At 65.0% G+C, this 23,568-nt stretch carries 19 protein-coding genes; 8 read left to right on the forward strand and 11 right to left on the reverse strand.

Annotated elements, in window-relative coordinates; genetic code table 11:
* Nucleotides 1–67: 67 nt before the first annotated feature.
* Nucleotides 68–1,369, forward strand: coding sequence for an MFS transporter (locus tag LPW39_RS09315; protein WP_230773883.1), 1,302 nt, complete (start codon nt 68–70; stop codon nt 1,367–1,369).
* A 68-nt stretch (nt 1,370–1,437) separates the two neighbouring features.
* Here the strand turns inward: LPW39_RS09315 and LPW39_RS09320 are convergent, their stop codons facing one another.
* Together LPW39_RS09320 and LPW39_RS09325 are read right to left on the reverse strand one after the other, a co-directional pair.
* Nucleotides 1,438–2,418, reverse strand: a complete 981-nt coding sequence (locus LPW39_RS09320) for a YihY/virulence factor BrkB family protein (protein ID WP_230773885.1) — start codon at nt 2,416–2,418, stop codon at nt 1,438–1,440.
* A 127-nt stretch (nt 2,419–2,545) separates the two neighbouring features.
* Nucleotides 2,546–4,366: an NAD(P)/FAD-dependent oxidoreductase gene (locus tag LPW39_RS09325; RefSeq protein ID WP_230774314.1), complete on the reverse strand. Its 1,821-nt coding sequence runs from the start codon at nt 4,364–4,366 to the stop codon at nt 2,546–2,548.
* A gap of 305 nt (nt 4,367–4,671) precedes the next feature.
* On the opposite strand from LPW39_RS09325, the gene LPW39_RS09330 reads away from it, so the two are divergent.
* Complete coding sequence (locus LPW39_RS09330) at nt 4,672–6,636, forward strand: sigma-54-dependent Fis family transcriptional regulator (protein ID WP_230773886.1); 1,965 nt, start codon at nt 4,672–4,674, stop codon at nt 6,634–6,636.
* A gap of 117 nt (nt 6,637–6,753) precedes the next feature.
* Nucleotides 6,754–7,014 carry a DUF7661 family protein gene (locus LPW39_RS09335; protein ID WP_230773888.1) on the forward strand — a complete coding sequence of 87 codons (261 nt, stop codon included), beginning with the start codon at nt 6,754–6,756 and terminating at the stop codon, nt 7,012–7,014.
* A 63-nt stretch (nt 7,015–7,077) separates the two neighbouring features.
* Here the strand turns inward: LPW39_RS09335 and LPW39_RS09340 are convergent, their stop codons facing one another.
* The 7 genes from LPW39_RS09340 to LPW39_RS09370 all read right to left on the reverse strand — a co-directional run bounded on the left by LPW39_RS09340 (nt 7,078) and on the right by LPW39_RS09370 (nt 13,902).
* Nucleotides 7,078–8,802: an acetyl/propionyl/methylcrotonyl-CoA carboxylase subunit alpha gene (locus LPW39_RS09340; RefSeq protein WP_230773894.1), complete on the reverse strand. Its 1,725-nt coding sequence runs from the start codon at nt 8,800–8,802 to the stop codon at nt 7,078–7,080.
* Entirely contained in the window at nt 8,799–8,936 is a 138-nt protein-coding gene (locus tag LPW39_RS09345; protein ID WP_230773896.1) for a hypothetical protein, read from the reverse strand. The genes LPW39_RS09340 and LPW39_RS09345 overlap by 4 nt, the downstream gene beginning before the upstream one ends.
* Before the next feature lie 179 nt (nt 8,937–9,115).
* A complete protein-coding gene (locus LPW39_RS09350; RefSeq protein ID WP_230774320.1) occupies nt 9,116–10,708 on the reverse strand; it encodes a 5-oxoprolinase subunit B/C family protein in 1,593 nt (530 codons plus the stop codon).
* 14 nt (nt 10,709–10,722) lie between these two features.
* Nucleotides 10,723–11,499: a LamB/YcsF family protein gene (locus tag LPW39_RS09355; protein ID WP_230773897.1), complete on the reverse strand. Its 777-nt coding sequence runs from the start codon at nt 11,497–11,499 to the stop codon at nt 10,723–10,725.
* Nucleotides 11,500–11,521: 22 nt separating this feature from the next.
* Nucleotides 11,522–12,190: a pyroglutamyl-peptidase I gene (pcp, locus tag LPW39_RS09360; protein WP_230773899.1), complete on the reverse strand. Its 669-nt coding sequence runs from the start codon at nt 12,188–12,190 to the stop codon at nt 11,522–11,524.
* 24 nt (nt 12,191–12,214) lie between these two features.
* Nucleotides 12,215–13,171, reverse strand: a complete 957-nt coding sequence (locus LPW39_RS09365) for a DUF979 domain-containing protein (RefSeq protein ID WP_230773901.1) — start codon at nt 13,169–13,171, stop codon at nt 12,215–12,217.
* Nucleotides 13,168–13,902 (reverse strand): DUF969 domain-containing protein, encoded by a 735-nt coding sequence (locus LPW39_RS09370; protein WP_230773902.1) that lies wholly within the window; start codon nt 13,900–13,902, stop codon nt 13,168–13,170. The genes LPW39_RS09365 and LPW39_RS09370 overlap by 4 nt, the downstream gene beginning before the upstream one ends.
* Nucleotides 13,903–14,218: 316 nt before the next feature.
* Between LPW39_RS09370 and LPW39_RS09375 the strand changes: the two genes are divergently transcribed.
* A complete protein-coding gene (locus LPW39_RS09375; protein ID WP_230773904.1) occupies nt 14,219–14,893 on the forward strand; it encodes a GntR family transcriptional regulator in 675 nt (224 codons plus the stop codon).
* 113 nt (nt 14,894–15,006) lie between these two features.
* On the opposite strand, the gene LPW39_RS09380 is transcribed toward LPW39_RS09375, so the two are convergent.
* Nucleotides 15,007–15,930 (reverse strand): LysR family transcriptional regulator, encoded by a 924-nt coding sequence (locus tag LPW39_RS09380; RefSeq protein WP_230773906.1) that lies wholly within the window; start codon nt 15,928–15,930, stop codon nt 15,007–15,009.
* Nucleotides 15,931–16,023: 93 nt separating this feature from the next.
* On the opposite strand from LPW39_RS09380, the gene mdlC reads away from it, so the two are divergent.
* The 3 genes from mdlC (at nt 16,024) to LPW39_RS09395 (ending at nt 20,233) form a co-directional block, all read left to right on the forward strand.
* Complete coding sequence (mdlC, locus tag LPW39_RS09385) at nt 16,024–17,631, forward strand: benzoylformate decarboxylase (protein WP_230773912.1); 1,608 nt, start codon at nt 16,024–16,026, stop codon at nt 17,629–17,631.
* A 130-nt stretch (nt 17,632–17,761) separates the two neighbouring features.
* Nucleotides 17,762–18,757 (forward strand): Bug family tripartite tricarboxylate transporter substrate binding protein, encoded by a 996-nt coding sequence (locus LPW39_RS09390; protein ID WP_230773913.1) that lies wholly within the window; start codon nt 17,762–17,764, stop codon nt 18,755–18,757.
* Nucleotides 18,758–18,781: 24 nt separating this feature from the next.
* A complete protein-coding gene (locus tag LPW39_RS09395) occupies nt 18,782–20,233 on the forward strand; it encodes an aldehyde dehydrogenase (RefSeq protein WP_230773915.1) in 1,452 nt (483 codons plus the stop codon).
* A 34-nt stretch (nt 20,234–20,267) separates the two neighbouring features.
* On the opposite strand, the gene LPW39_RS09400 is transcribed toward LPW39_RS09395, so the two are convergent.
* Nucleotides 20,268–21,332 (reverse strand): homocysteine S-methyltransferase family protein, encoded by a 1,065-nt coding sequence (locus LPW39_RS09400; RefSeq protein WP_230773923.1) that lies wholly within the window; start codon nt 21,330–21,332, stop codon nt 20,268–20,270.
* A 299-nt stretch (nt 21,333–21,631) separates the two neighbouring features.
* Here LPW39_RS09400 and recQ point away from each other — a divergent pair, with 299 nt between their 5' ends.
* Nucleotides 21,632–23,560 (forward strand): DNA helicase RecQ, encoded by a 1,929-nt coding sequence (gene recQ / locus LPW39_RS09405; RefSeq protein ID WP_230773925.1) that lies wholly within the window; start codon nt 21,632–21,634, stop codon nt 23,558–23,560.
* Nucleotides 23,561–23,568: the final 8 nt, after the last annotated feature.

Consider the following 23,568-nt stretch of genomic DNA (forward strand, 5'->3'; position numbering starts at 1 on the left):
ACATACAGCTATCAAAAGCGAAGCATCCCAACCGCACATCCTACCCATAACAGCATCGGAGACCAACATGGACACCCTGGAACAGCGCACCATCTCCAAGATCAGCTGGCGGCTCTTGCCGCTGCTCATGGTCTGCTACTTCATCGCCTACCTCGACCGCGTCAATATCGGCTTTGCCGGGGCCAGCATGTCCAAGGACCTGGGCTTCTCGGCAGCCGTGTTCGGCAGCGCGGCCGGTATCTTCTTCCTCTCCTACTTTCTCTGTGAAGTGCCCAGCAACCTGGCGCTGGAGAAGTTTGGCGCCCGCAAGTGGATCGCCCGCATCATGTTCAGCTGGGGCGTGCTGTCAGCTGGCCAAGCCTGGGTGGACAGTGCCACCAGCTTCAACATCGTGCGCTTTCTGCTGGGCATTGCCGAGGCGGGCTTTTTCCCCGGCGTGATCTTCTACATCACCTTGTGGTTCCCGGCCGCCTACCGGGCGCGCATCGTCGGCTGGTTCATGTTTGCCATCCCCATCTCCACGGTGATCGGCGCGCCCATCTCCGGCTTCATCCTCGACATGGACGGCATGGGCGGCATGCATGGCTGGCAATGGCTGTTCATCCTGGAGGCGCTGCCGGCGATCTTCCTGACCTTCGTCGTGCTGTTCTACCTGCCCGATGGCCCGCAGGACGCCAAGTGGCTGACCGACGAAGAGCGCGCCTGGCTGGCCAAGACCCTGACGGCCGAGCGCCAGAACCGCGAATCCATCCACAAGATCTCCTGGAAACAGACCCTGCTCAACCCCAAGGTGATCGCGCTGGGCTTTGTCTACATGGGCATCACCGTGCCGCTCTACGGCCTGGGCTTCTTCCTGCCGCAGATCATCAAGGGCTTTGGTGGCCTGTCCAATGTGCAGGTCGGCTTCATCAACGCCTTCCCCTATCTGGTCGGCGCCATCGCAATGATCTTCTGGACGCGCGGCTCCGACCGCATGAAGGAGCGCAAGTGGTTTGTGCTGATTCCGCTGGCCTGCATCGTCGCCGGCCTGCTGATCGCTGCCAACACCGCCGCACCGGTGCCCAAGATGGCGGCGGTGACCCTGGCTGCGTTTGGCATCTTCAGCGCGCTGCCCACGTTCTGGACCTTGCCCACCGCCTTCCTGAGCGGCACCGCTGCCGCAGCGGGCATCGCCTGGATCAACTCCATCGGCAACCTGGGTGGCTACATCGGCCCGACGATTTTTGGCACGCTCAAGGACAGGATGGGCAACGATGTCTACGCCGTCATGTTCCTGGCATCGTTGGCCGTCGTCGCGTTTGCGCTGGTGTTCTTCATGCGCCATGACACCCGCGCCGAAGGCTTTGATGTGAAGGCTCCGGCCCACTGAAGAGCGGGCCCGCCTTCCCCCAAAAAACAATGCGCCCTCGGGCGCATTGTTGTTGGTGCGATGGTCTTCTAGATCTGAAAATCCACCGTCGCCGCCTCGCCCGCCGCAGGCCGCAGGCGTGCGCTGTCCGCCTCCGCTGCGCCGCCTCCCTTGCCATGCAGCGCAATATCGGCACCGTTGAGCGAGCGTGCACAGCTCGCTGCAAACAGCAGGATGGCAGACGAGAAGTAGATCCACATCAGCAGCACCACCAGCGAGCCGGCAGCGCCATAGGCCGAGACCACGGCAGCGGTGGACAGATACCACGCCAGCACCTGCTTGCCGATGGTGAAGAGGAAGGCGCCAATCGCAGCACCGGCAATCAGAAAGCGCAGCCGGGGCTTGGTGCCCGTGCCGATACGCATCATGCCGACGAACAAGGTGACAGTGATCAGGAAGGACACGGTCTCGTTGATGACGCCCAGCAGCATGCCGGGGGCCTCGATATGCAACACGGCGCCGGCCCAGCGCGTGGTCATGCTCAGCATCGTGGTGAGGACCAGCGATATCAGCATCAAAAAGCCCAGCACCAGGATGTAGCCCAGGCCCCGCACCCGCTGCACCAGCGAATACCACCAGGGCGTGCCGCTCTTGTCAACCTTCTCGCCATGGTTCCACAGCCGCTCCAGCGAAGTCTGCAGCTCCACAAACACCCCGGTAGCACCCGACAGCAGCATCACAAAACCAATCGCCGAGGCAATCAGGCCCTGCGACTTGGTCTGCGCACTCGACAGCGCGCCGCGCACCACATCGGCCACCTGTGAGCCCATGATGTCTTCGACCTGGTGGATCAGGTTGCTCTCGATGTAGGAGCGATCGAGCCACCAGCCCAGCACCCCCACCAGGAGCAGCAGCAGCGGCGCCAGGCTCAGCATGCCGTAGAACGACATGGCCGCGCTCATGCGCAGGCCATCGGCTGCCAGCCATTGGTCGGCCGCATGGTAGAAGGGGCGGAAAGGATTGAGCTTGCGCTGCACCCGTTGGGCGAGCGTGGAGTCTTGTGTCACCATCGCCCAATTCTGGCATTGAAGGGCGGCCAGCCGGTGTCAGCCATCGGCCATAGCTGGCGCCAGGTCCCAATTTCTGACAATCTGCGGCGCCCCGCCCACGCCGGCCCATCCTTTGCCCCAAGCCGCATCAGCGCAAATGGTGCACCTGCTGCAGGCCATAGACCGGTGTCGCCAGCCCCTCCTGCCGCGCCTTGAGCTGCAGCGCCAGGTACAGCGAATAGTGGCGCGACTGGTGCAGGTTGCCGCCATGGAACCACAGCTGCGGCTGCTGGGTGGGCTTCCACATATTGCGCTGCTCGCCCTCCCAGGGCCCGGGGTCCTTGGTGGTGTCCGATCCCAGGCCCCAGACCTTGCCCACCCTGTCGGCCACCTCCTGGCTGATGAGGTCGGCCACCCAGCCATTCATCGAGCCATAGCCGGTGGCATAGACCACCAGGTCGGCAGGTAGCTCGGTGCCATCGCTCAGCACCACGGCGTTTTCAGTGAGATGGCTGATGCCCTTGTTCTTGCCCGCCTGCAGTTGGATGCTGCCGTCGATCACCAGGTCGCAGGCACCCACATCGATGTAGTAGCCCGAGGCGCGGCGCAGGTACTTCATGAACAGGCCCGATTCGTCATCGCCAAAGTCCAGCATGAAACCCGCCTCTTCGAGCTGGCGGTAGAACTCGGCATCGCGCTCGCGGATGCGGTCGTACAGCGGCACCTGGAAGTCGGCCATGATGCGGTAGGGCAGCGAGGCAAAGATCAGGTCTGCCTTCTTGGTGGTGACACCGCTGGCCACGGCGCGCTCCGAGTACAGATCGCCCAGGCCAATGTCCATCAGCGAATCAGAGCGCACGATGTGCGTGGACGAGCGCTGCACCATGGTTACATCGGCACCATGCTCCCAGAGCGCGGCGCAGATGTCATGGGCTGAGTTGTTGGCCCCGATCACCACCACCTTCTTGCCGGCATAGGCCTCGGGCCCCGAATGCTGCGACGAGTGCTGCTGCTCGCCCCGGAAGCGCTCCTGGCCTTCGATGCGGGGGATGTTGGCCTTGCCCGACATGCCGGTGGCAAACACCAGCTGCTTGGGGCGCAGCACCATCGTGCGGCCCTCGCGCTCCACCGTCACCTCCCACTCCTGGGCGGCCTCGTCGTAGCGGGCGCCCAGGCATTGGGTGGACGACCAGTAGTTCACCTCCATCACCCGGGTGTACATCTCCAGCCAATCGCCAATCTTGTCCTTGGGTGCGAACACCGGCCAGTGCTCGGGGAAGGGAATGTAGGGCAGGTGGTCGTACCAAACCGGGTCGTGCAGGCACAGCGATTTGTAGCGGTTGCGCCATTGGTCGCCGGGGCGCGGCTGCCGGTCGATGACGATGTGCGACACGCCCAGCTGGCGCAGCCGCGCGCCCAGCGCAATACCGCCCTGGCCACCGCCAATCACCAGCACATAGGGCTGGCGGCTCTCGCCCAGGGTCCCGGCCTCTTCCTGCTGGCGGTCCAGCCAGGTCTTGCGGCCCCGGCGTATGCCGTGCTCGGCGCCCATCGGGCGGCGCACCCCTTGCGCCTCTTCAAAGCCCTTGAGCTCCTGGATGGTGGTCAGCAAGGTCCAGATGCGGCCATCGCGGATGCGCAGATGGCCCAGGCCCCGCGCATGGCGCGCATCCACCACCAGCCAGGCGCTCAGCACACCATCGGCCTCTGTCACCTCTTCCTTCGGGTCCAGCTGCAGCAGCAAGGGTGCGGCGGCATCCAGCTGCGCGGCCAGCATGTCGGCCACCTGCGCCGGGCCTTCGCAGGTCTTGAGGTTCCAGGTCAGCAGTACCAAGTCGCGCCAGAAGCAGTCTTGGGCAAACAGCTGGCTGGCCGCCGCAAAATCGCGGGTGGCCAGCGCCTGGTTGAGCTGGTCCAGCAGGGCCTGGGCACGGGCGGCGGGTGTGCCCGCAGCCGTGGGTGTGGCCATCGGGGTGGCAGTAGCGGTGGTCATGGCTTGTCTCCTTTTTTGGGCGGTATCGCAGCGGCTCTGCGGCCGCAGCGTCAGCGTTTTTGCAAGCCCCATGCCAAGCGGCCATGCTGCACTGCAACCTCCTTAGAGCAGCGCCGCGCGCTGCGGGTTTGCCAGCAGCGGGCTGGCGCGCGCACTGCCGCAGCCGATGCAACACCTGTTGCATGCGCCCTTTTGCACTGCAGCATCTGTTGCGGGTAAGCCTGATTGGCAGCACCAGGGTGCGGGCACAGAATCAGCCCGGTGATTGCAGGAGACCCGCCATGCCCATCCACAGCTATACCGCCCATGTCCAGGAGCTCGAAGCCTTTGGCATGGGCTACCCGCTGCAAGGGGAGGCGCGCGACCGGGCTGTGCTGGGCAGCTGGCGCCGCTGCATCGACCAGCACCGGCTCGACCCGAGCCGCACCAGCGAAGCCCATATCGTGCCCGCCGGCCAGCTGCGCGCCCACCGCGAAGAGTCCGAATCGCTGATCCGCATTGCCCGCAGCGGGCTGGAGCGCCTCTACCAACAGCTCAAGGGGCTGGACTATGTATTGCTGCTGGCCGACCGCCATGGCGTGGCGGTGGATTTTCTGGGCCATGACAGCGATGCCAGCGACCTGCGCAGCGCGGGCCTCTACCTGGGCGCGCAGTGGCGCGAGGATGTTGCCGGCACCTCGGCCGTCGGCACGTGCCTGGCCACCGGCGAGGCGCTGACGGTGCACCAGAGCGACCATTTCGACTTCACCCATACGCGCCTGTCCTGCACCGCCGCGCCCATCTACGATCTGCAAGGCCAACTCGCTGCGGTGCTGGATCTGTCCCTGCTGCGCTCGCCCGCCGCCCGCGCCAGCCAGCAGATGGCGCTGCACCTGGTCACCGCCGCCGTGCGCCGGGTAGAGCTGGCCAATTTGATGGCCCAATCGGGCAGCGACTGGGTGCTGCGCCTGGCGCAGTCGCCGGATTTTCTCGATGTCGATGCCGATGCGGCTCTCAGCATCGATGCGCGCGGCCGCATCCGCGCAATGACCCACGCCGCCAGCCGCATGCTGGCCTCCATCGCCGGGCTGAACTGGCGCCAGCAACCGCTGCTGACCGGCCAGCCGCTGGGCCGTTTTTTTGACACCGACCTGCAGGCCCTGCCGCAGCTGATGCGCAACCGCCCCGCGCAAGAGCGCATCTTGCGCGCCCGCGATGGCAGCATCTGGTTTGCCCATGCGCTGCCACCCCAGCCGCGCAGCAGCGCACAGGCCAGCCCACGCCCCAGCCTGCCCGCGCCGCTGCAGGCGCTGAACACCGGCGATGCCGCCATGGGCCAGGTGCTGCACAAGGCGGCCCGGCTGGCGCCGCAAGATCTGCCCGTGCTGCTGCAGGGCGAGACCGGCAGCGGCAAGGAGTTTCTGGCCCGCGCGCTGCATGCCGCCAGCGGCCGCAGCGGTGCCTTTGTCGCCATCAACTGCGCCGCCATCCCCGAGGCGCTGCTGGAGAGCGAGCTGTTTGGCTACCTGCCCGGCACCTGGACGGGCGGCGCGCACAAAGGCCGCGCCGGCCTGGTCGAGGCCGCACACCAGGGCAGCCTCTTCCTCGATGAAATCGGCGACATGCCGCTGGCCCTGCAGGCCAAGCTGCTGCGCGTGCTGTCCGAGTCGGAGATCACGCCCTTGGGCGCGCGTGCGCCACAGAAGGTCGATATCCGGGTCATCTCCGCATCGCACCGCCCGCTGGCCGAGCTGGTGCACAGTGGCCAGTTCCGCGCCGACCTGCTCTACCGCCTGAACGCCGCCGAGCTGCAGCTGCCCGCCTTGCGCGAGCGCAGCGACCTGCTGGCCCTGGCCGAGCACATGCTCGCCGCCATGGGCTGCAGCCTGCGCCTGAGCGGGCCGGCACAGGCCGCCCTGCGCGCCCACCGCTGGCCCGGCAATCTGCGCGAGCTGCACAATGCGCTGCGCTATGCCGCCGCGCTGGCCGAGCAACAGATCGACCTGGAGCACCTGCCCGATGCGCTGCAGCGCAGCCCTGCTGTGGCGCAGGGGCAGGACGCGGTTGGCGATACAGCCTTGGCAGGCGCCGCATGCGACGGCAATGCCATGCCTTCCGCCACGCTGGAACAGGTACTCGCCCAATGCCAGGGCAATGTCTCCGAAGCCGCCCGCCTGCTGGGCGTGAACCGTTCGACCATCCACCGCCGTATCCAGCGACAACAGCTCAGCCGGGTGTTTGCCAGGCAGGAAGGCGAGCAGCGCTAGGCCCTTGCACCACGCCATGCGGCACCCGGGCGCAGGCTGCAAGTACCCCGTAGTGACCAGCGCCTGCGCGACCTCGGTTAGGCTGGTGCCACCACCACCCTATCGCGTTGCTTGCCCATGCCCCGACACCGCTTTAACGTCTTTGGCCGCATCCTCGATCTGGAGCCCTGCCCTAGCGGCTGGCGCTGCTATGCCGTCGGGCAGGACGGCAAACGCGCTCCGGTTCAACTGGCGGTACCCGCTGATCTGCCCGCGAGCGATCTGGGTCAGTACCTCTACGACATCTACCATGAGCTGGCGACGGGCAGCCGGGGGGATGTGGTGGAGATTTCCGCTCCAGGGATCCGTGATGCGGACAGCCCATCCCGGATCCCCTAGCCCAACAAAAAAGCCGCGCAACCCAAAGGCTGCGCGGCTCTTGGCTACCGTCAAAAAGACGGCTTAGTCGATACGCGCAATCACTGCGCCAGCGGCCTGGTAGCTGCCCGCTTCCACCTTCAGGCTGATGCGGCCGGCGCGCGGGGCGTTGATCTGCATTTCCATCTTCATGGCTTCCATCACGGCGATCAGCTCGCCCTCTTGCACGGTGGCGCCGTCAGCGACCTTCCAGGTCGTGAGGGTGCCGGCAGAGGCGGCGGTCACGGCCTTCTCGTCCACAGCTGCTTCCACAGGCGCTGGGGCAGCGCCGGGGGCCGACAGGCCGGACAGCAGGGAGGCGGGCAGGCCCAGCATCACACGGCGGCCGTCGAGCTCGATGGCGACGCGTTGCAGGCCAGCGGTGGCGGCAGGCTGGGGACGGGTTTCGGGCTGGGCATCCCATTGGGGCATCAGCTCGGTTTCGATCCAGCGGGTGTGCACACCAAAGTGCTGGCCGTTGATGAAGTCGGCATGCGCCATCACCGCTTCGTGGAACGGCAGCACGGTCGGCACGCCTTCGATCTTGAACTCCTTGAGCGCGCGGCGTGCGCGTTGCACGGCCACTTCGCGGGTGGGGCCCCAGACGATCAGCTTGGCCAGCATGGAATCGAACTGGCCCGCCACTTGCGAGCCCGATTCCACACCGCTGTCGACGCGCACGCCGGGGCCCGATGGAGCCTCGAAGCGGGTCACCAGACCGGGGGCGGGCAGGAAGCCACGGCCCACGTCTTCGGCGTTGATGCGGAACTCAAAGGCATGGCCATGGGGTGCGGGCACCGTGGTGCCGGCCAGCACTTCGCCTTCGGCCACGCGGAACTGCAGGCGCACCAGGTCGGTACCGGTGGTCTCTTCGGTCACGGGATGCTCCACCTGCAAGCGGGTGTTGACCTCCAGGAACGAAATCGCGCCGCCTTGGCTCAGCAGGTATTCCACCGTGCCGGCGCCCACATAGCCAGCGGCCTGGCAGATCTCGCGGGCAGATTGGTGGATGCGCTCGCGCTGCGCATCGGTCAGGAAAGGCGCTGGTGCTTCTTCGACCAGCTTCTGGTTGCGGCGCTGCAAGGAGCAGTCACGCGTGCCGAGCACCCGCACATTGCCGTGCTGGTCGGCCATCACCTGGGCTTCGATGTGGCGGGGCTTGTCCAGGAACTGCTCGACAAAGCACTCGCCACGGCCAAAGGCGGTCACCGCCTCGCGCACCGCTGCGCCATACAGCTCGTCGATGTCCTCGGCCTTCCAGATCACCTTGATGCCACGGCCACCACCGCCGAACGCGGCCTTGACCGCAATCGGCAGACCATGGTCGCGTGCAAAGGCATGCACTTCGGAGACGTCTTTGACCGGCTCAGGCGTGCCTGCCACCAGCGGGGCACCCACGCTCAGCGCCAGCTTGCGTGCCTGCACCTTGTCGCCCAGCTGCTCGATGGCCGAAGGCGGTGGGCCGACCCAGGTCAGGCCGGCACCGATCACGGCGCGCGCGAAGGCGGCGTTTTCGGACAGGAAACCATAGCCCGGGTGCACCGCATCTGCGCCGCTCTTTTGCGCCACTGCAATCAGCTTGGCGATGTCCAGATAGGTCTCTGCCGGGCGCTGGCCTTCGAGCGCATAGGCCTCATCGGCCATGCGCACATGCAGGGCGTCGATATCGGAATCGGCATACACCGCCACGCTCTTCAGACCGTGGTCCGTGCAGGCACGGATGATTCGGACGGCGATCTCGCCACGGTTTGCAATCAATACTTTTTTCATGGCTGAGACTCCGAGCAACCAAACAACGACAGAGAAGCGAGATCGCCGAAGCCTGCTGCGCAGGCACTGCAATGTAGAGAAACCGCCGCTTCGCGTCGGTTTTCACCACGGTTTGCAATCAATACTTTTTTCATGGCTGAGACTCCGAGCAACCAAACAACGACAGGGAAGCGAGATCGCCGCAGCCTGCTGCGCAGGCACTGCAATGTAGAGAAACCGCCGCTGCGCGTCGGTTTTCGCCACGGTTTGCAATCAACACTTGATTCATAGCTATATCCATTCAAGAACGGGGCGCGCACGCCCTGTTCAACACTCAGCCCACCAGGTCCGCAAAGGGCGCCAGGGGGCGGAATTGCAGCCAGCCACCGACGGGCACTTGCGCGGCCAAGTCCAGGTGGTAGGAGGCAATGCAGGCGATGACCGGGTAACCGCCGGTCAAAGGGTGGTCGGCCAGGAACAGCACGGGCTGGCCACTGGCGGGCACCTGGATGGCGCCCAGGGCCGTGCCCTCGCTGGGCAGCTCCTGGGTTTGGCTGCGCACCAGTGCCTCTTCACCGGCCAGGCGCAAGCCCACGCGGTTGGACTGGGGGGTGACCTGCCAGCGCTGCGCGGCAAACAGGGCCACCGCCTCTGGGGTGAACCAGTCGGTACGCGGGCCCATGACGACATCGAGCACCACCGTCTCACCGGCCTTGGGCAGTGCAGGCGGGTTCAGATCAGGGGCTTGCACTGCAGCAGCATCGCGTGCATCGCCCACGGCCAGGGTCTGGCCGGTGGTCAAGGCGGCAGGGCCGATGCGGGCCAGGGTGTCGGTGCTGGTGCTGCCCAGCACGGGCTCCACCAGCCAGCCGCCGCGCACTGCCACATAGCTGCGCACGCCGCTGTCGGGCTCACCCAGCTGGATCACATCGCCATCGTTCAAGGCAATGGCCGCATTGCGTTCGGCCTGCCAGGCAGCGCCGCTGGCGCTGCGCACGGTCAGGGGGCCGGTGGCGCCAGTAACGGCTACCACGGTGGCGCCCAGGCTTTGCAGCTGCAGGCCTGCGGCAACGGATTCCAGCACCGATTGGCGCGCATCGTTGCCCACCAAGCGGTTGGCACGGCGCATCGCGCCCTGGTCCAGCGCACCGGCGGCCGATACGCCCTGGCCCGCCTGGCCGGCACGGCCAGCGTCCTGCACCAGGGTCTGCAAGCCGGTGGCACGCACACGCATGCCTGCGCCGGTGTGCTCGGCTGCTGCGGGGGCCTGGGCCTGCGCCGCAGATTGCTGCTGGAGCAAGGCCTGGCCAGCCGCGGTGCTGGCATCGACAAAACGCACCAGCATGCCCGGCTGCAGCAAGGCAGGCGGGTTGCGCAGCAGGTCCCACATGGGCACCTCGGTGCGGCCCAGCAGCTGCCAGCCGCCGGGGGTGTCATTGGGGTAGACGGCACTGAAGGTGCCGGCAATCGCCACCGAGCCCGCAGGCACCTTGGTGCGCGGCGTGCTGCGGCGCGGCACGTTCAGGCTCGGGTCGCCACCGGTCAGGTAGGCAAAGCCGGGCGCAAAGCCGCAAAAGGCCACGCTGTAATCGCTACCGCTGTGGCGGCGAATCAACTCGGGCACATCAATGCCCAGGATCTGCGCCACATCGGCCAGGTCCTCGCCGTCGTAGTGCACGGCAATCTCGACACGCTGGCCGGCGCTGCGGGCCTGGCGGCCCAGGCGCAGTGCGGCCATATGGCGCTGCAGATCGGCAGCGCTGGTCTGCCAGCGGTCGAACGAGATAAGGATGGTGCGCGCAGCGGGCACCAGCTCCTGCACGCCAGCGGGCAGCTCGGCCTGCAGTGCGGCCAACAGGTCCAAGGTGTGCTCCAGGTCCTGCAGCTCCACCAGCATGCTCTGGTCGCTCACGGGCAGAAAGCGCATCGTGCGTTCGTCGCTCATGCGCCCGCCTTGTCCATGAAGGAGCGGATCTGCACGCCGGCCGCCTGCAGGTGCTCGCGCACCGCCTTGGCCATGGCCACCGCGCCGGGGCTGTCGCCGTGCACGCAGATGGAATCGGCCTGCACCTCAACCACGGAGCCATCATTGGCCTGCACCGTGCCTTGCTGCACCAGCTGCAGCATGCGCTGGGCAACCATCTCCGGGTCGTGCAGCACAGCGCCTGGCTCGCGGCGCGATACCAAGGTGCCTTGCGGGGTGTAGCCACGGTCGGCAAAGGCCTCGGCGATCACCGTCAGGCCCGCTTCACGCGCCCATTGCATCAGTGGCGAGCCGGCCAGCACCACCAGCGCCAGCTGGCCGCCCACGGCCTGCATGGCCTCGATCACGGCAGCGGCCTGGCGGCGGTCCTGCGCAATGGTGTTGTACAGCGCGCCATGGGGTTTGACATAGCGCACCGTGGTGCCTGCCGCAGCGGCCAGGCCTTGCAGCGCGCCAATCTGGTAGATCACATCGCTCACCAGGTCGGCATGGGCCACGTCCATGTTGCGGCGGCCAAAACCGACCAGGTCGCGGTAGGCCACATGGGCACCGACCACGACGTTGTTGGCCTTGGCTTTTTTCAAGGTATCGAGAATGCCAGCCGGATCGCCTGCATGAAAACCGCAGGCCACGTTGGCGCTGCTGACGATGGACAGCATGGACGCATCGTCGCCCATGGTCCATGCACCCAGGCTCTCGCCCAGATCGCTGTTCAAATCCATGGTGAGGGACATGGTGCTACCTTTCTTATGAATTTCAGTGGAGTTGGCCTGCGCTCAGCTGCAGATCCTGCTGTTCTGGATCATGCCGCAGCACGGCCGCAATCAGCGCTTCAATACCCTTGCACTGCGTCTCCACCGCCATGCTCGGGGCGCCTGGCAGTGCCGCTGCCATCTCGGGCAGGTAGGGCACATGCACAAAGCCGCCGCGCGTCTGTGCCCAGGCGGGCACCGTGTTCAGGCGGTGCATCAGACCGTAGAAGACATGGTTGCAGACAAAGGTGCCGGCGGTGTTGCTCACCTCGGCAGGCACCCCGGCTGCGCGCATCGCAGCCACGGCCTGCTTGATGGGCAGGCGCGCAAAATAGGCCGCTGGGCCATCGGTGGCCACTGCCACATCGACGGGTTGCTGGCCGGCGTTGTCGGCGATGCGGGCATCATCGACATTGATGGCCACGCGCTCGATCGACATCGCCGTGCGGCCGCCGGCCAGGCCCAGCGCAATCACCAGGCTGGGCTGGTGCTGCTGCAGGGCTGCATCCAGCGCCTCCAGCGCTTTGCCAAACACACAGGGCAGCTGCACGCCAACAATGCGCGCAGCGTCGATGGTTTTGCCATCGAGCCTGCGGGCCACTTCCCACGCGGGGTTGAGGGGGGCTTTGTCAAAGGGCTCAAAGCCCAGCACCAGTACGGTTGTGTCAGTCATGCAGAAGTCCTGTTATTGCGGCGATCAGTGGTTCATCAAGAAGTACAGCAAGAACACGTTACAGACCAGGATGCCCAGCGCGGTCGGAATCTGCGCCTTGATCACCGCATTGCGGTCCGGTAGCTCAAGAAGCGCCGCCGGCACGATGTTGAAGTTGGCCGCCATCGGGGTCAGCAAGGTGCCGCAGTAGCCCGAGAGCATGCCGATCGCTGCCATGATGGCTGGATCACCGTGGTACACATTGATCAGCACGGGCACGCCCACACCGCCGGTCATCACTGGGAAGGCCGCAAAGCCATTGCCCATGATGACGGTGAACAGCGCCATACCGACCACGTAAACCACCACCGCCACAAAGCGCAGGTCCATGTTGATGTAGGTGGTGGTCACATGGGCCACGGCCTTGCCAACGCCCGCATCGGAGAACACCAGACCCAGCATGCCCAGCATCTGCGGCAGCACCATGGCCCAGCCCATCGCATCGACCAGGCGGCGCGATTCGCGCAGCGATTGCACCGGCGATTCGCGGGTCATCTTGCAGGCCATGGCCGCACCGATGATGCAGCCCAGTGCCAGGCTTACCAGGGTGGCGTTCTTGGGGTCGATCAGGAAGTTGCCGCCGATCTTGAAGTCCTTGAGCAGCACACTGCCGATCACGGTGACCACCGGGATCGCCAGCGCCGGCACAAACAGCTTGTTCTTCAGGCGCAGTGCGCTTTCCTTGTTCTCGGCATCGCTGCGCACTTGCGGCTTGCCGCCGCCTACGCCCTTGACCAGCACGATCAGGGCCAGCACGATCACGCCGGCACCCACCACTTCAGGCGGCATCTTGTCGCCCAGCAGAAACATGACCGCATACAGGCCCCAGAACAGGCCGGTGGTCCAGCGCTTGGGGTTGCTCGCATCGAGCAGGTTGAAGACGGCCACGGCCGCCATGACCAGACCAGCCAGCCAATAGACTTGGGTGATGCTGAAAATCATGCTGCACCTCCTTCGCGGGTGGTCGATGCTGGGGCAGGCGCGTTGGCCATTTCCTTGGCGATGTACTGGTCCAGACGGCGCAGGCGGTAGGCATGGATCAGGAATGCGCAGATGGCGGTCGGGATGCCCCACACGGCCACATGGATCGGCTCGACGTCGATACCGGCTTCATGCAGGAAGGTGGTCATCAGCACAATCGCGCCGAAGGCCACAAAAATATCTTCACCAAAGAAGAGGCCGACGTTGTCCGTCGCAGCGCTGAAAGCGCGCAGGCGGTAGCGCAGCGCTTCGGGCAGCTTGCCGTAGCGGGTCTCGGTTGCGCCTTCAGCCATAGGGGCCAGCAGCGGACGCACCATCTGGGGGTGGCCACCCAGGCTGGTCAGGCCGATGGCGGCGGTCAACTGGCGTGCGCCCAGGTAGACGATCAGCAGGCGGCCGGTGGTGGCCGACTTGATGTGGCCAATCCAGTTTTGCGCATGCTGGCGCAGGCCATGGCGCTCCAGCAGGCCAATCACCGCCAGCGGCAGCACCAGGATGAGCGGCAGATTGCGGGTTTTGACAAAGCCCGTGCCCAGCTCAGCCAGTACCTTTTGGAACGGAAAGCCCGCCAGCGCAGCAGTGACGAGCGCCGTCACGACCACCACCACAAAGGGATTGAAGCGCAGGACGAATCCCACGATGATGACGGCCACCCCGAGAAGCGGCCAGAGGTTGATGAGAGTGCTGTCCATGACAATACAAGGTTTGTTATAGGCACGGCCCCCAAAGTACGGGGCACCGCATAGTTTTTGTTCAACAACCTATCTGTTTCACCAATGGCAAATGACAAGTTGTTGAACAATACAAAAGTTTAGCCAAACAAAATCAGCTTTCTCACCGGGAAAACCCGTACACATCTGCTTTCAAATAGCGATGTAGGCGAAATTCTCGTCTTTGTGGCGAAGAAAATCGCCAGACTGACAGATTCAGGGGCTGGGGGCAATGCGCTGGGCCGGGCTACAGGCCACGGCTATCATGTGTATCAATCTCTGACTACCTGCGATCGCCATGAATGTTGCACTGCCTACCCTCTCGCTCAATGACCGTGTGGCCGAGCAGATCCGCGAGCGCATCGTGCGTGGCGAATTCCAGCCCGGATCGCGCCTGTCCGAGGTAGCGCTGAGCGAGAGCCTGGAGATCTCGCGCAACACCTTGCGCGAGGTGTTCCGGCTGCTGACCAAGGAAGGGCTGCTGCGCCATCTGCCCAACCGGGGCGTGTTTGTCGCGATCCCGTCGATGGCCTCCATCATGGATATCTACCGCGTGCGCCGCATGATCGAGTGCCAGGCGCTGCAGCAGGCCATTCCGCAGCACCCGGCGCGCAAAGAGATGCGCGAAGCCGTCGCCGCGCAAAAGCAGCTGCGCGAGGCCGGCCGCTGGGTGGAGGTGGGCACCGGCAATATGCGCTTTCACAAGGGCGTTGTGGCGCTGGCCGACAGCGAGCGGCTCAACACCCTGTTCTCGCACCTGCTGGTGGAGCTGCGCCTGGCGTTTGGCATGCTGGGCGATGCCGAGTTCATGCATGCGCCCTACATCGACCTGAATGCCAACATCCTGGAGCGCTTCGAGGCCGGGGACATGGAGCAGGCCGCCAAGCTGATGCATGACTACCTGACCCATTCCGAGCGCGTCCTGCTCAGCGTCTATGCCCGCCGCATGAGCGATGCGGGCATGGTGCTGTGATAGCTGCCTTGTGCAGCCAGGCTCTTGGGCATCTGCTGACGGCCGTTGGCGTCCTGACGGTCATCCTGCCAGATGGCCGCATTGCAGCGCAATCTGCCTGAGGTATGCGCAGCTCAGCGCGAGATATCAGTACCTTTGCGCTGTGCAAACAACTCCTGCACCAGAGCCCGTAACCACTGGTTGGCGGGCTCCTGGCTGAAGCGCCAGCTCCAGTGCAAACAGATGTCGAAATCCTTGTCGGGTAGATCTGCTTCCACTGCCACATAGCCGCCCTGGCGGACAAAGGTTGCAGCGATCTCTGCAGGCATGATGACAGCCAAATCCGTCTGGGCGACAACGGAGGGCACGGCCATGAAGTGTGCAGCGGTCAGGCGTATCTGCGATTGCAAATCCATCACCTGCAAGATGCGCAGGGTCTCGGAATGCGAACGCACGGCCACAAACTCCAGTTTGCGCAACTGCGCCAGCTCCCATGTCGGGGCCGAGGCAACTTTGAGCATGGGGTGCCCCTGCCGCAGCAATACCTGGTAATGGTCAGAGCGCAACACCAGCTGCTGGGTGCGCGTCACACCTGCCAGAAAGCCGATGGCCAGATCCAGCAATCCCCGGTCCAGCGCGTCAGCGATATCGTGCATGGGCATAGGCAGGGTCTCCAGCTGCAAGCGCGGCGCGCGCTCTCGCAGCGCTTGTATCAAAAGAGGCAACAAGCGCGCCTCGCCAATATCGCTGAGGTGGATGCGAAAACGCCTATCACCAGTCTGTGGGTCGAAATCCTGGGCCTCTGCCAGCGCCACTTCCAGGGTGGCCAGCGCGGCCTGCACCGACTGCGCCAGCCGCTCGGCGCACGGGGTTGGCCTGACGCCGCCATGCATGCGCTCAAACAGCGGGTTGTGCAATAGCACGCGCAGCCGTGTCAGGGCCTGGCTGGCGGCGGGCTGGGACAGGCCCAGCTCGTCAGCGGCACGGCTGACGCTGCGGTGGCGAAAGACCGCATCAAACACCTTGAGCAAGTTGAGATCCAGGTCCGATATATCCATGAGGCGAATATCTCTTAGATGTTTTATTCAATGGTAGAAGACTGCGGCAGGACGCAATATGAAAACTATCAACCAACCGCAGACATTCTTCAAATGCTATCAAAAGCCATCCCCATCCCACGGGTCTATACCGTCCGCCACGCCGTCATAGACATGCTGCGCCAGCTGGGCATGACGCGCATCTTCGGCAACCCAGGCTCCACCGAGCTTCCCCTGTTCCGCAACTACCCCCAGGACTTTTCCTATGTACTGGGCCTGCAGGAGGCGGTGGTCGTCGGTATGGCGGACGGCTATGCACAGGCTTCACGCAGCGCCAGCTTTGTGAATCTCCATTCCGCCGCCGGTGTCGGCCATGCCATGGCCAATATCTTCACGGCCTACAAAAACCGCACCCCCATGGTGATCACCGCCGGGCAGCAGGCGCGCTCACTGCTTCAGCTCGATCCATTCCTGCACGCCAACCAGGCCACTGAATTACCCAAGCCCTACGTCAAATGGAGCTGCGAGCCAGCCCGCGCCGCAGACGTACCCCAAGCACTGGCGCGTGCCTACTACATCGCCATGCAGGAGCCGCGCGGCCCCGTGTTTGTCTCGATTCCGGCCGATGACTGGGACCAGCCCTCTCAGCGGGTGGCGATACGCCATATCGGCTTTGAGACCCGGCCGGATGCACGCACGCTGGCGATGATCGGAGACGCACTGGACGACGCACAGCGGCCTGTGTTGGTGGTCGGCCCCGCCATCGACAGGGGGGGCGCGTGGGATGCCGTTGTCGCGCTGGCCGAGCGTCACCAGGCACGGGTGTTCGCCGCGCCCATGAGCGGCAGATGCAGCTTTCCAGAAGACCATCCGCTGTTTGCCGGCTTCCTGCCTGCCATGCGTGAACGCATTGTGGAGATGCTCGGCAACCACGACATGATTTTTACGGTAGGCGCTCCTGCCTTTGTCTACCATGTTGAAGGCCAGGGGCCCTTCATTCCACCGGGCGCCAAGCTGTACCAGCTGATCGAAGACCCGGCCATTGCGGCATGGACACCCGTGGGAATGGCAGCGGTCGGCAATATCCGCCAGGGGATCGAAGAGCTGCTGACGCGCCCGCAGAAGGTCTCGCGGCCAGCCCCTCCATGCAGGCCGGCGCCTCCAGTACCTGCGGCCTCCGCCGACGGGGAGCGCATGTCAGTCGCCTACGCCATGCACACCTTGGCCAGGCTGCGCGATCCGCACAGCATCATCGTGGAGGAGGCGCCCAGCTCGCGCCCCGTCATCCAAAGCTACCTGCCCATCTTCCACAGTGCAGGCTTCTTCACCATGTGCAGTGGTGGCCTGGGCCACAGCCTGCCCGCAGCGGTGGGCATTGCGTTGGCCAACCCGCAAAGCAAGGTGATCGCCGTCATCGGCGATGGCTCAGCCATGTACGCCATACAGGCACTCTGGAGCGCCGCCAATCTGCGCCTGCCCATCACCTTCGTGATTCTGAAGAACCGCCGCTATGCCGCTTTGCAGGATTTCGCCAAGGTATTCGGCTACCGAGATGGCGACAAGGTCGAAGGCACCGACCTGCCCGATATCAACTTTGTGCACCTGGCAATGGGCCATGGTTGCGAAGGCGTGCATGTTACCGATGCCACACAGCTGCCTGAGGTGCTGCAGGCGGCACTGCAACATCCGCGCCCTATCCTCGTCGAGGTTGAAGTGGCCTAGCGGTGCCAGCCCCGTCAAAACAGCCGGGCGGGGCCATGGTGCCCAGGCTGCTGACAAGCCTCCTGACCGTAGCCAGCACATGTCCCGTTTCCCCAAGGCAGATCCCTTACCCCTCAAGGAGTGAACCGTGATGCACAAACCACCCCATCCCATTCGCAGCAAGCGCTACCTTCTGGGCTTGCTGTCGGCCCTCATGATGTACCCGTTGCATCAGGCACATGCGCAGAACACCTGGCCCGAACGCCCCATCCGCCTGATCGTCAGCTTTCCAGTCGGGGGCATAGCCGATTCCATTGCACGCGTCATCACGCCCCACTTGTCTCAGACGCTGGGCCAACCGGTCACGGTGGACAACCGCCCCGGGGCCAATGGCAACATCGGGATTGCCGAGGCGGTACGCGCCCCGCAGGATGGGCACACGCTGCTGCTGACCTCAGGCGCATCGATCAGCATCAACCCGCTGATCTACCGCTCGCAGCCCTTCAACCCACAAACAGATCTGGCGCCTATCGCCGCCCTCGCGCGCGTGCATCTGTTCTTGACCGTCAGCCCCAGCGTGCCGGCTACCAACGTCGCTGAATTCATCGCCTACCTGCAGGCGCGACCGGGTGCGCTATCCTACGGCTCACCAGGCCCGGGCAGCTCCCCACATCTGGCCGGAGAGATGTTCAAGCGCGCAGCCAAAGTGGACGCTCTTCATGTGCCCTACCGAGGGGCAGCCCCCGCTTTGCAAGATCTTCTGGGTGGTCACCTGCAGTTCTGGTTCGACCCAGGCATCGGCCTCAAGCAAGTGGAAGCGGAAAATCTCAGAATGCTGGCCATCGGTAGTCTGCAGCGCTCATCGCTCTATCCCGATATTCCCACCCTGGCCGAAAGCGGACTACCCGGCTTTGACGCAGACTCGCTTTTCGGCCTCTATGCGCCAGCGGGCACGCCCGCGCCCGTCATTGAAGCCATCAGCACCAGCATTGCCAGCGCGTTGGAGCAACAGAGTGTGACCAATAGCATCCGCAATCTTGGCGTCACCCCCACCCGCATGGATCGGCAGGCATTCATCAGCCACCATGCGCGTGAGCAGGCAAGGTTTGCCAGCCTGATTGAGGATGTTGGCCTGAAAGTAGATTAATCGTACCGAGAAGGAGACACTGCAATGATTGAACAAAAAATGCTGATTGGCGGCCAGGCCTGCGACGCGGGCAATGCAGCGATGGTGGAGCGCAAGAATCCGCTCGATGGCACGGTCGCCTCCCGCGCCCCCGCTGCTACCGTGGCCGATGCCATAAGAGCCTGCGAGGCCGCAGCAGCGGCTTTCCCGGCCTGGTCACAGTTGGGCCCCGGCGCGCGGCGCGCGCTGTTGATGAAAGCCGCTGAAACCCTACACGCCAAGGGCGAGGCCATTGCTGCAGCCATGGCATCCGAGACCGGGGCTTCCGGCCACTGGGCTGGCTTCAACGTCCATCTGGCCAGCAACATGCTGCTGGAGGCCGCATCCCTGACCACGCAGATCAACGGCGAAGTCATCCCCTCCGATGTGCCCGGCAGCCTGGCCATGGCGGTGCGCCAACCCGCTGGGGTGGTGCTCGGTATCGCGCCCTGGAATGCGCCGGTGATCCTGGCCGTGCGCGCCATCTCCACGGCACTGGCCTGCGGCAACACCGTCATCCTCAAAGGCTCGGAGTGGTGTCCGGCCACGCACGGTCTGGTTATTGAGGCGCTGCAGGATGCCGGCTTGCCGCCCGGTGTGGTGAACTTTGTGACCAATGCGCCAGAGGATGCCGCCGCCCTCGTCGAAGCCATCGTTGCCCATCCGGCGGTGCGCCGCGTCAGCTTCACCGGCTCAACGCGCGTGGGCCGCATCATCGCGCAGACCTGCGCCCGCCACCTCAAGCCCGCGCTGCTGGAGCTGGGTGGCAAGGCGCCCTTCATCGTGCTGGACGATGCCGACCTGGAAGCAGCGGCACGCGCCGCCAGCTTCAGCGCCTTTGCCAACTCGGGGCAAATCTGCATGTCGACAGAGCGTTTGGTCGTCGACCAGCGCGTGGCCGACGCCTTCATCGGCAAGCTGGCGGCCAGGGCTGCGGCGCTGCCTTTGGGTGATCCCCGCCAGGGGCCGGTGGTGCTCGGTTCGGTGGTGGGCATGGCTACTGTGGAGCACTGCAACGCCCTGATCGACGATGCCGTGGCACAAGGCGCCACCATCGTCTGCGGCGGCAAGGCGGATAGCACGCTGATGCCTGCCACCTTGCTGGACGGCGTGACGCCAGCCATGCGCATCTACCACGAAGAGAGCTTTGGTCCCGTCAAGGGCATCGTGCGCGTGAACGGCGAAGACGAGGCCATTGCCTGCGCCAACGACAACGCGTTCGGCCTGTCATCGGCTGTGTTCACCCGCGACACCGCACGCGGCTGGCGCGTGGCGGCCCGCATTGAAGCCGGCATCTGCCACATCAACGGCCCCACCGTGCACGACGAGGCACAGATGCCGTTTGGCGGCGTCAAGGATTCAGGCTATGGCCATTTTGGCGGACGCCAGGGTATCGATGCCTTCACCGACACCCGCTGGATCACCATGCAAACCACCGAGCGCCAGTACCCGTTCTAAAGAGGCCAGAACGGGCCGAGAACAGCAAGCTGCCTTAAGCCGCTGCGGGGTAGAACAGCTTGCGCGCCGTCGCGCCCTGCACTGCCTGGGCAATCGCGCCAATGTGGTCGGGCGTGGTGCCGCAGCAGCCGCCCACGATGTTGACCAGGCCTTCGTCGGCAAACTCATGCACCAGGCGGCTGGTGATGTCGGGCGTCTCGTCAAAGCCGGTATCGCTCATCGGGTTGGGCAGGCCGGCATTGGGGTAGCAGCTGATGAAGGTATCCGGCGCGGCCTTGGCCAGCTCCTGCACATAGGGGCGCATCAGGGTCGCACCCAGCGCGCAGTTCAGCCCGATCGACAGCGGGTTGGCATGGCGCACGCTGTGCCAGAAGGCCGTCACCGTCTGGCCCGACAGAATGCGGCCCGAGGCATCGGTGACGGTGCCGCTGATCATGATCGGCAGCACTTCGCCGGTCTGCTCAAAGGCCTCATCCACCGCAAACAGCGCCGCCTTGGCGTTCAGCGTGTCAAAAATCGTCTCGACCAGGATCACATCGGCGCCGCCTTCGATCAAGGCCAAGGTCTGCTCCAGGTAGGCCTGGCGCAGCGCCTCAAAAGTCACATTGCGCGCGCCCGGGTCGTTCACATCGGGGCTGATGGAGGCGGTCTTGGGCGTGGGACCCAATGCGCCGGCCACATAGCGCTTGTGCTCGGGCGTGCTGTACTTGTCGCAGGCCGCACGCGCCAGCTGGGCGCTCTTGAGGTTCATCTCATAGGCCAGATCGGCCATGTGGTAGTCCTCCTGGGCAATCGTGGTCGCACCAAAGGTATTGGTCTCGATCAGATCGGCGCCAGCGGCCAGGTATTTCTCGTGGATGTCGCGGATCACATCCGGGCGGGTGAGCGACAGCAGCTCGTTGTTGCCCTTGACGTCGTAGGCAAAGTCCTTGAAGCGCTCACCCACGCTGCCCGGGCCGCTATAACCTTCACCCCGGTACTGGGCCTCGCCCAGCTTGAAGCGTTGGATCATGGTGCCCATCGCGCCGTCGAGGATGACGAGGCGCTTGGCCAGGGTAGCGGGCAGTTCTTGGGCTCGGGTGTAGCGGGGCAGTGACATGGCGGCCATTGTAGGGCGGCGCCCACCGGCGCGTGGCGGCCAGGCGTTATTTGCCATACCGGCGCAGGTTGTATCGCGCCGGGGCAGCCAGCGTGCATCCGCACCACAAAACAGCCCGTTACCGCCGCACAAACCCCGCCCAGCCGTTGCAGCGCCCCAAAACGCGCACAATAGCGCTTTGCGCCTGCCCCGGCCACCATCTGGGCGGCGCCACCCAGGCGGCCCCTCCGGCCTGTTGACGATACCCCGCTTGCGCGGCCCTTTCAGGGGGCTGGCACAGCTGCCTTCTCTAGCAATTTGTGACTTCCCTCGCCCACACCGTTTTGCAGGATGCCTTTGGCTATGCGCATTTTCGCGGCTCGCAGCAGGCCATTGTTGACCATGTGATCGGCGGCGACGATGCGCTGGTGCTGATGCCCACCGGCGGCGGCAAAAGCCTGTGCTACCAGATCCCGGCCATCGTGCGCCAGCAGCAGGGCCACGGCACCACCATCGTCATCTCGCCCCTCATCGCGCTGATGCACGACCAGGTCAGCGCCATGCACGAGATCGGTGTGGATGCCGCCTTCCTCAACTCCACCCTCGACTACGACCAGACCCGCGATGTGGAGCTGCAGCTGCTGTCGGGCGGCATCACCTTGCTGTATGTGGCGCCCGAGCGGCTCAACACGCCGCGTTTCCTGGGCCTGCTCGATGAGTTGCATGCGATGGGCAAGCTGGCCTTGTTCGCCATCGACGAGGCCCATTGCGTCAGCCAGTGGGGGCACGACTTTCGGCCCGAGTACCGCGAGCTGACCGTGCTGCACCAGCGCTATGCCGGCGTGCCGCGCATCGCGCTTACCGCCACGGCCGATGCGCTGACCCGCGCCGACATCGTTGAGCGCATGCAGCTCGAATCGGCGCGCGTCTTCATCAGCAGCTTTGACCGCGCCAACATCCGCTACACCATCGTCGAGAAAAAAGACGCCACCGCGCAGCTGCTGCGCTTTATCGAGCGCGAGCACGATGGCGACGCCGGGGTCGTCTATTGCCTCTCGCGCAAGAAGGTGGAAGAGGTCGCGCAATCGTTGTGCGATGCCGGCATCAACGCCCTGCCCTACCATGCCGGCCTGGGCGCCGAGCTGCGCCAGCAAAACCAAAGCCGCTTTCTGCGCGAAGAAGGCATTGTGATGGTCGCCACCATCGCGTTCGGCATGGGCATCAACAAGCCCGATGTGCGCTTTGTCGCCCATGTGGACATGCCCAAGAACATCGAGAGCTACTACCAGGAAACCGGCCGGGGCGGGCGCGACGGCCTGCCTGCCGATGCCTGGATGGCCTATGGCTACCGCGACGTGGTCAGCCAGCGCAGCATGATCGACGAGAGCCCGGCGGGCGACGCTTTCAAACAGGTGATGCGCGGCAAGCTCGATGCGCTGCTGGGCCTGGCCGAGGCCACCGACTGCCGGCGCGTGCGCCTGCTGGCCTATTTTGACGAGGTCTACGGCCAGGGCGGCGACTACGACTCGGCCCACCCCGAGGCCTCCGCCGCATCTGCCGAGAAGGCGCCGCGCTACCGCTGCGGCAACTGCGACAACTGCCTGAGCCCGCCCAAGACCTGGGACGGCACCGATGCCGCGCGCAAGCTGCTGTCCACCATCTACCGTGCCCATTCGGCCAGCCAGATCACCTTTGGCGCCAGCCATATCCTCGACATCGTGCGCGGCAAGGAAACCGACAAGGTGCGCCAGTTTGGCCACCAGCAGCTGAGCACCTTTGGCCTGTGCCAGGACTACACCGAGCCCCAGCTGCGCGGCGTGCTGCGCCAGCTGCTGGCCATTGGCGCACTGGCCACCCACAAGGTGCAGACCGAGGCCGGCTACAGCTTCGAGACCCTTACCCTGTGCGACGGCTCACGCGCCGTGCTGCGCGGCGAACAAACCGTGGAGCTGCGCGAAAGCACCGCCGAGCGCAGCCCCAGCAAACGCCAGCGCAGCACCAAGCCCGCCGTCGCCGCCCAAAACCTGGGCCCCGACGAGCAGGTCCGCTTCATCAACCTCAAGGCCTGGCGCACCGAAGTGGCCAAGGAACACAACGTGCCCGCCTACGTGGTCTTCGCCGACGCGACCTTGGCCGCCATCGCCCAGCGCAACCCGCAGAGCCTGGACGAGCTGCAGGGCGTGAGCGGGATTGGGGTGAAGAAGCTGGAGGCTTATGGGGAGGCGGTGTTGCGGGTGTGTAGGGATTGAAGCGAGGT

Source organism: Comamonas koreensis, assembly GCF_021026195.1.
In the GTDB taxonomy this organism is placed as follows: Bacteria; Pseudomonadota; Gammaproteobacteria; order Burkholderiales; family Burkholderiaceae_C; genus Comamonas; species Comamonas koreensis.

What these genes read in the sequence shown, in the direction of transcription:
- mdlC (WP_230773912.1), top strand. Translation starts at nt 16,024, where the DNA reads ATGCTATCAAAAGCCATCCCCATCCCACGGGTCTATACCGTCCGCCAC.
- LPW39_RS09355 (WP_230773897.1), bottom strand. Translation starts at nt 11,499, where the DNA reads ATGTCCCTCACCATGGATTTGAACAGCGATCTGGGCGAGAGCCTGGGT.
- LPW39_RS09390 (WP_230773913.1), top strand. Translation starts at nt 17,762, where the DNA reads ATGCACAAACCACCCCATCCCATTCGCAGCAAGCGCTACCTTCTGGGC.
- LPW39_RS09335 (WP_230773888.1), top strand. Translation starts at nt 6,754, where the DNA reads ATGCCCCGACACCGCTTTAACGTCTTTGGCCGCATCCTCGATCTGGAG.
- LPW39_RS09320 (WP_230773885.1), bottom strand. Translation starts at nt 2,418, where the DNA reads ATGGTGACACAAGACTCCACGCTCGCCCAACGGGTGCAGCGCAAGCTC.
- LPW39_RS09365 (WP_230773901.1), bottom strand. Translation starts at nt 13,171, where the DNA reads ATGATTTTCAGCATCACCCAAGTCTATTGGCTGGCTGGTCTGGTCATG.
- LPW39_RS09400 (WP_230773923.1), bottom strand. Translation starts at nt 21,332, where the DNA reads ATGTCACTGCCCCGCTACACCCGAGCCCAAGAACTGCCCGCTACCCTG.
- LPW39_RS09375 (WP_230773904.1), top strand. Translation starts at nt 14,219, where the DNA reads ATGAATGTTGCACTGCCTACCCTCTCGCTCAATGACCGTGTGGCCGAG.
- LPW39_RS09370 (WP_230773902.1), bottom strand. Translation starts at nt 13,902, where the DNA reads ATGGACAGCACTCTCATCAACCTCTGGCCGCTTCTCGGGGTGGCCGTC.
- LPW39_RS09340 (WP_230773894.1), bottom strand. Translation starts at nt 8,802, where the DNA reads ATGAAAAAAGTATTGATTGCAAACCGTGGCGAGATCGCCGTCCGAATC.
- LPW39_RS09315 (WP_230773883.1), top strand. Translation starts at nt 68, where the DNA reads ATGGACACCCTGGAACAGCGCACCATCTCCAAGATCAGCTGGCGGCTC.
- LPW39_RS09350 (WP_230774320.1), bottom strand. Translation starts at nt 10,708, where the DNA reads ATGCGCTTTCTGCCCGTGAGCGACCAGAGCATGCTGGTGGAGCTGCAG.
- LPW39_RS09380 (WP_230773906.1), bottom strand. Translation starts at nt 15,930, where the DNA reads ATGGATATATCGGACCTGGATCTCAACTTGCTCAAGGTGTTTGATGCG.
- LPW39_RS09395 (WP_230773915.1), top strand. Translation starts at nt 18,782, where the DNA reads ATGATTGAACAAAAAATGCTGATTGGCGGCCAGGCCTGCGACGCGGGC.
- LPW39_RS09345 (WP_230773896.1), bottom strand. Translation starts at nt 8,936, where the DNA reads ATGAAAAAAGTATTGATTGCAAACCGTGGTGAAAACCGACGCGAAGCG.
- pcp (WP_230773899.1), bottom strand. Translation starts at nt 12,190, where the DNA reads ATGACTGACACAACCGTACTGGTGCTGGGCTTTGAGCCCTTTGACAAA.
- LPW39_RS09330 (WP_230773886.1), top strand. Translation starts at nt 4,672, where the DNA reads ATGCCCATCCACAGCTATACCGCCCATGTCCAGGAGCTCGAAGCCTTT.
- LPW39_RS09325 (WP_230774314.1), bottom strand. Translation starts at nt 4,366, where the DNA reads ATGGCCACACCCACGGCTGCGGGCACACCCGCCGCCCGTGCCCAGGCC.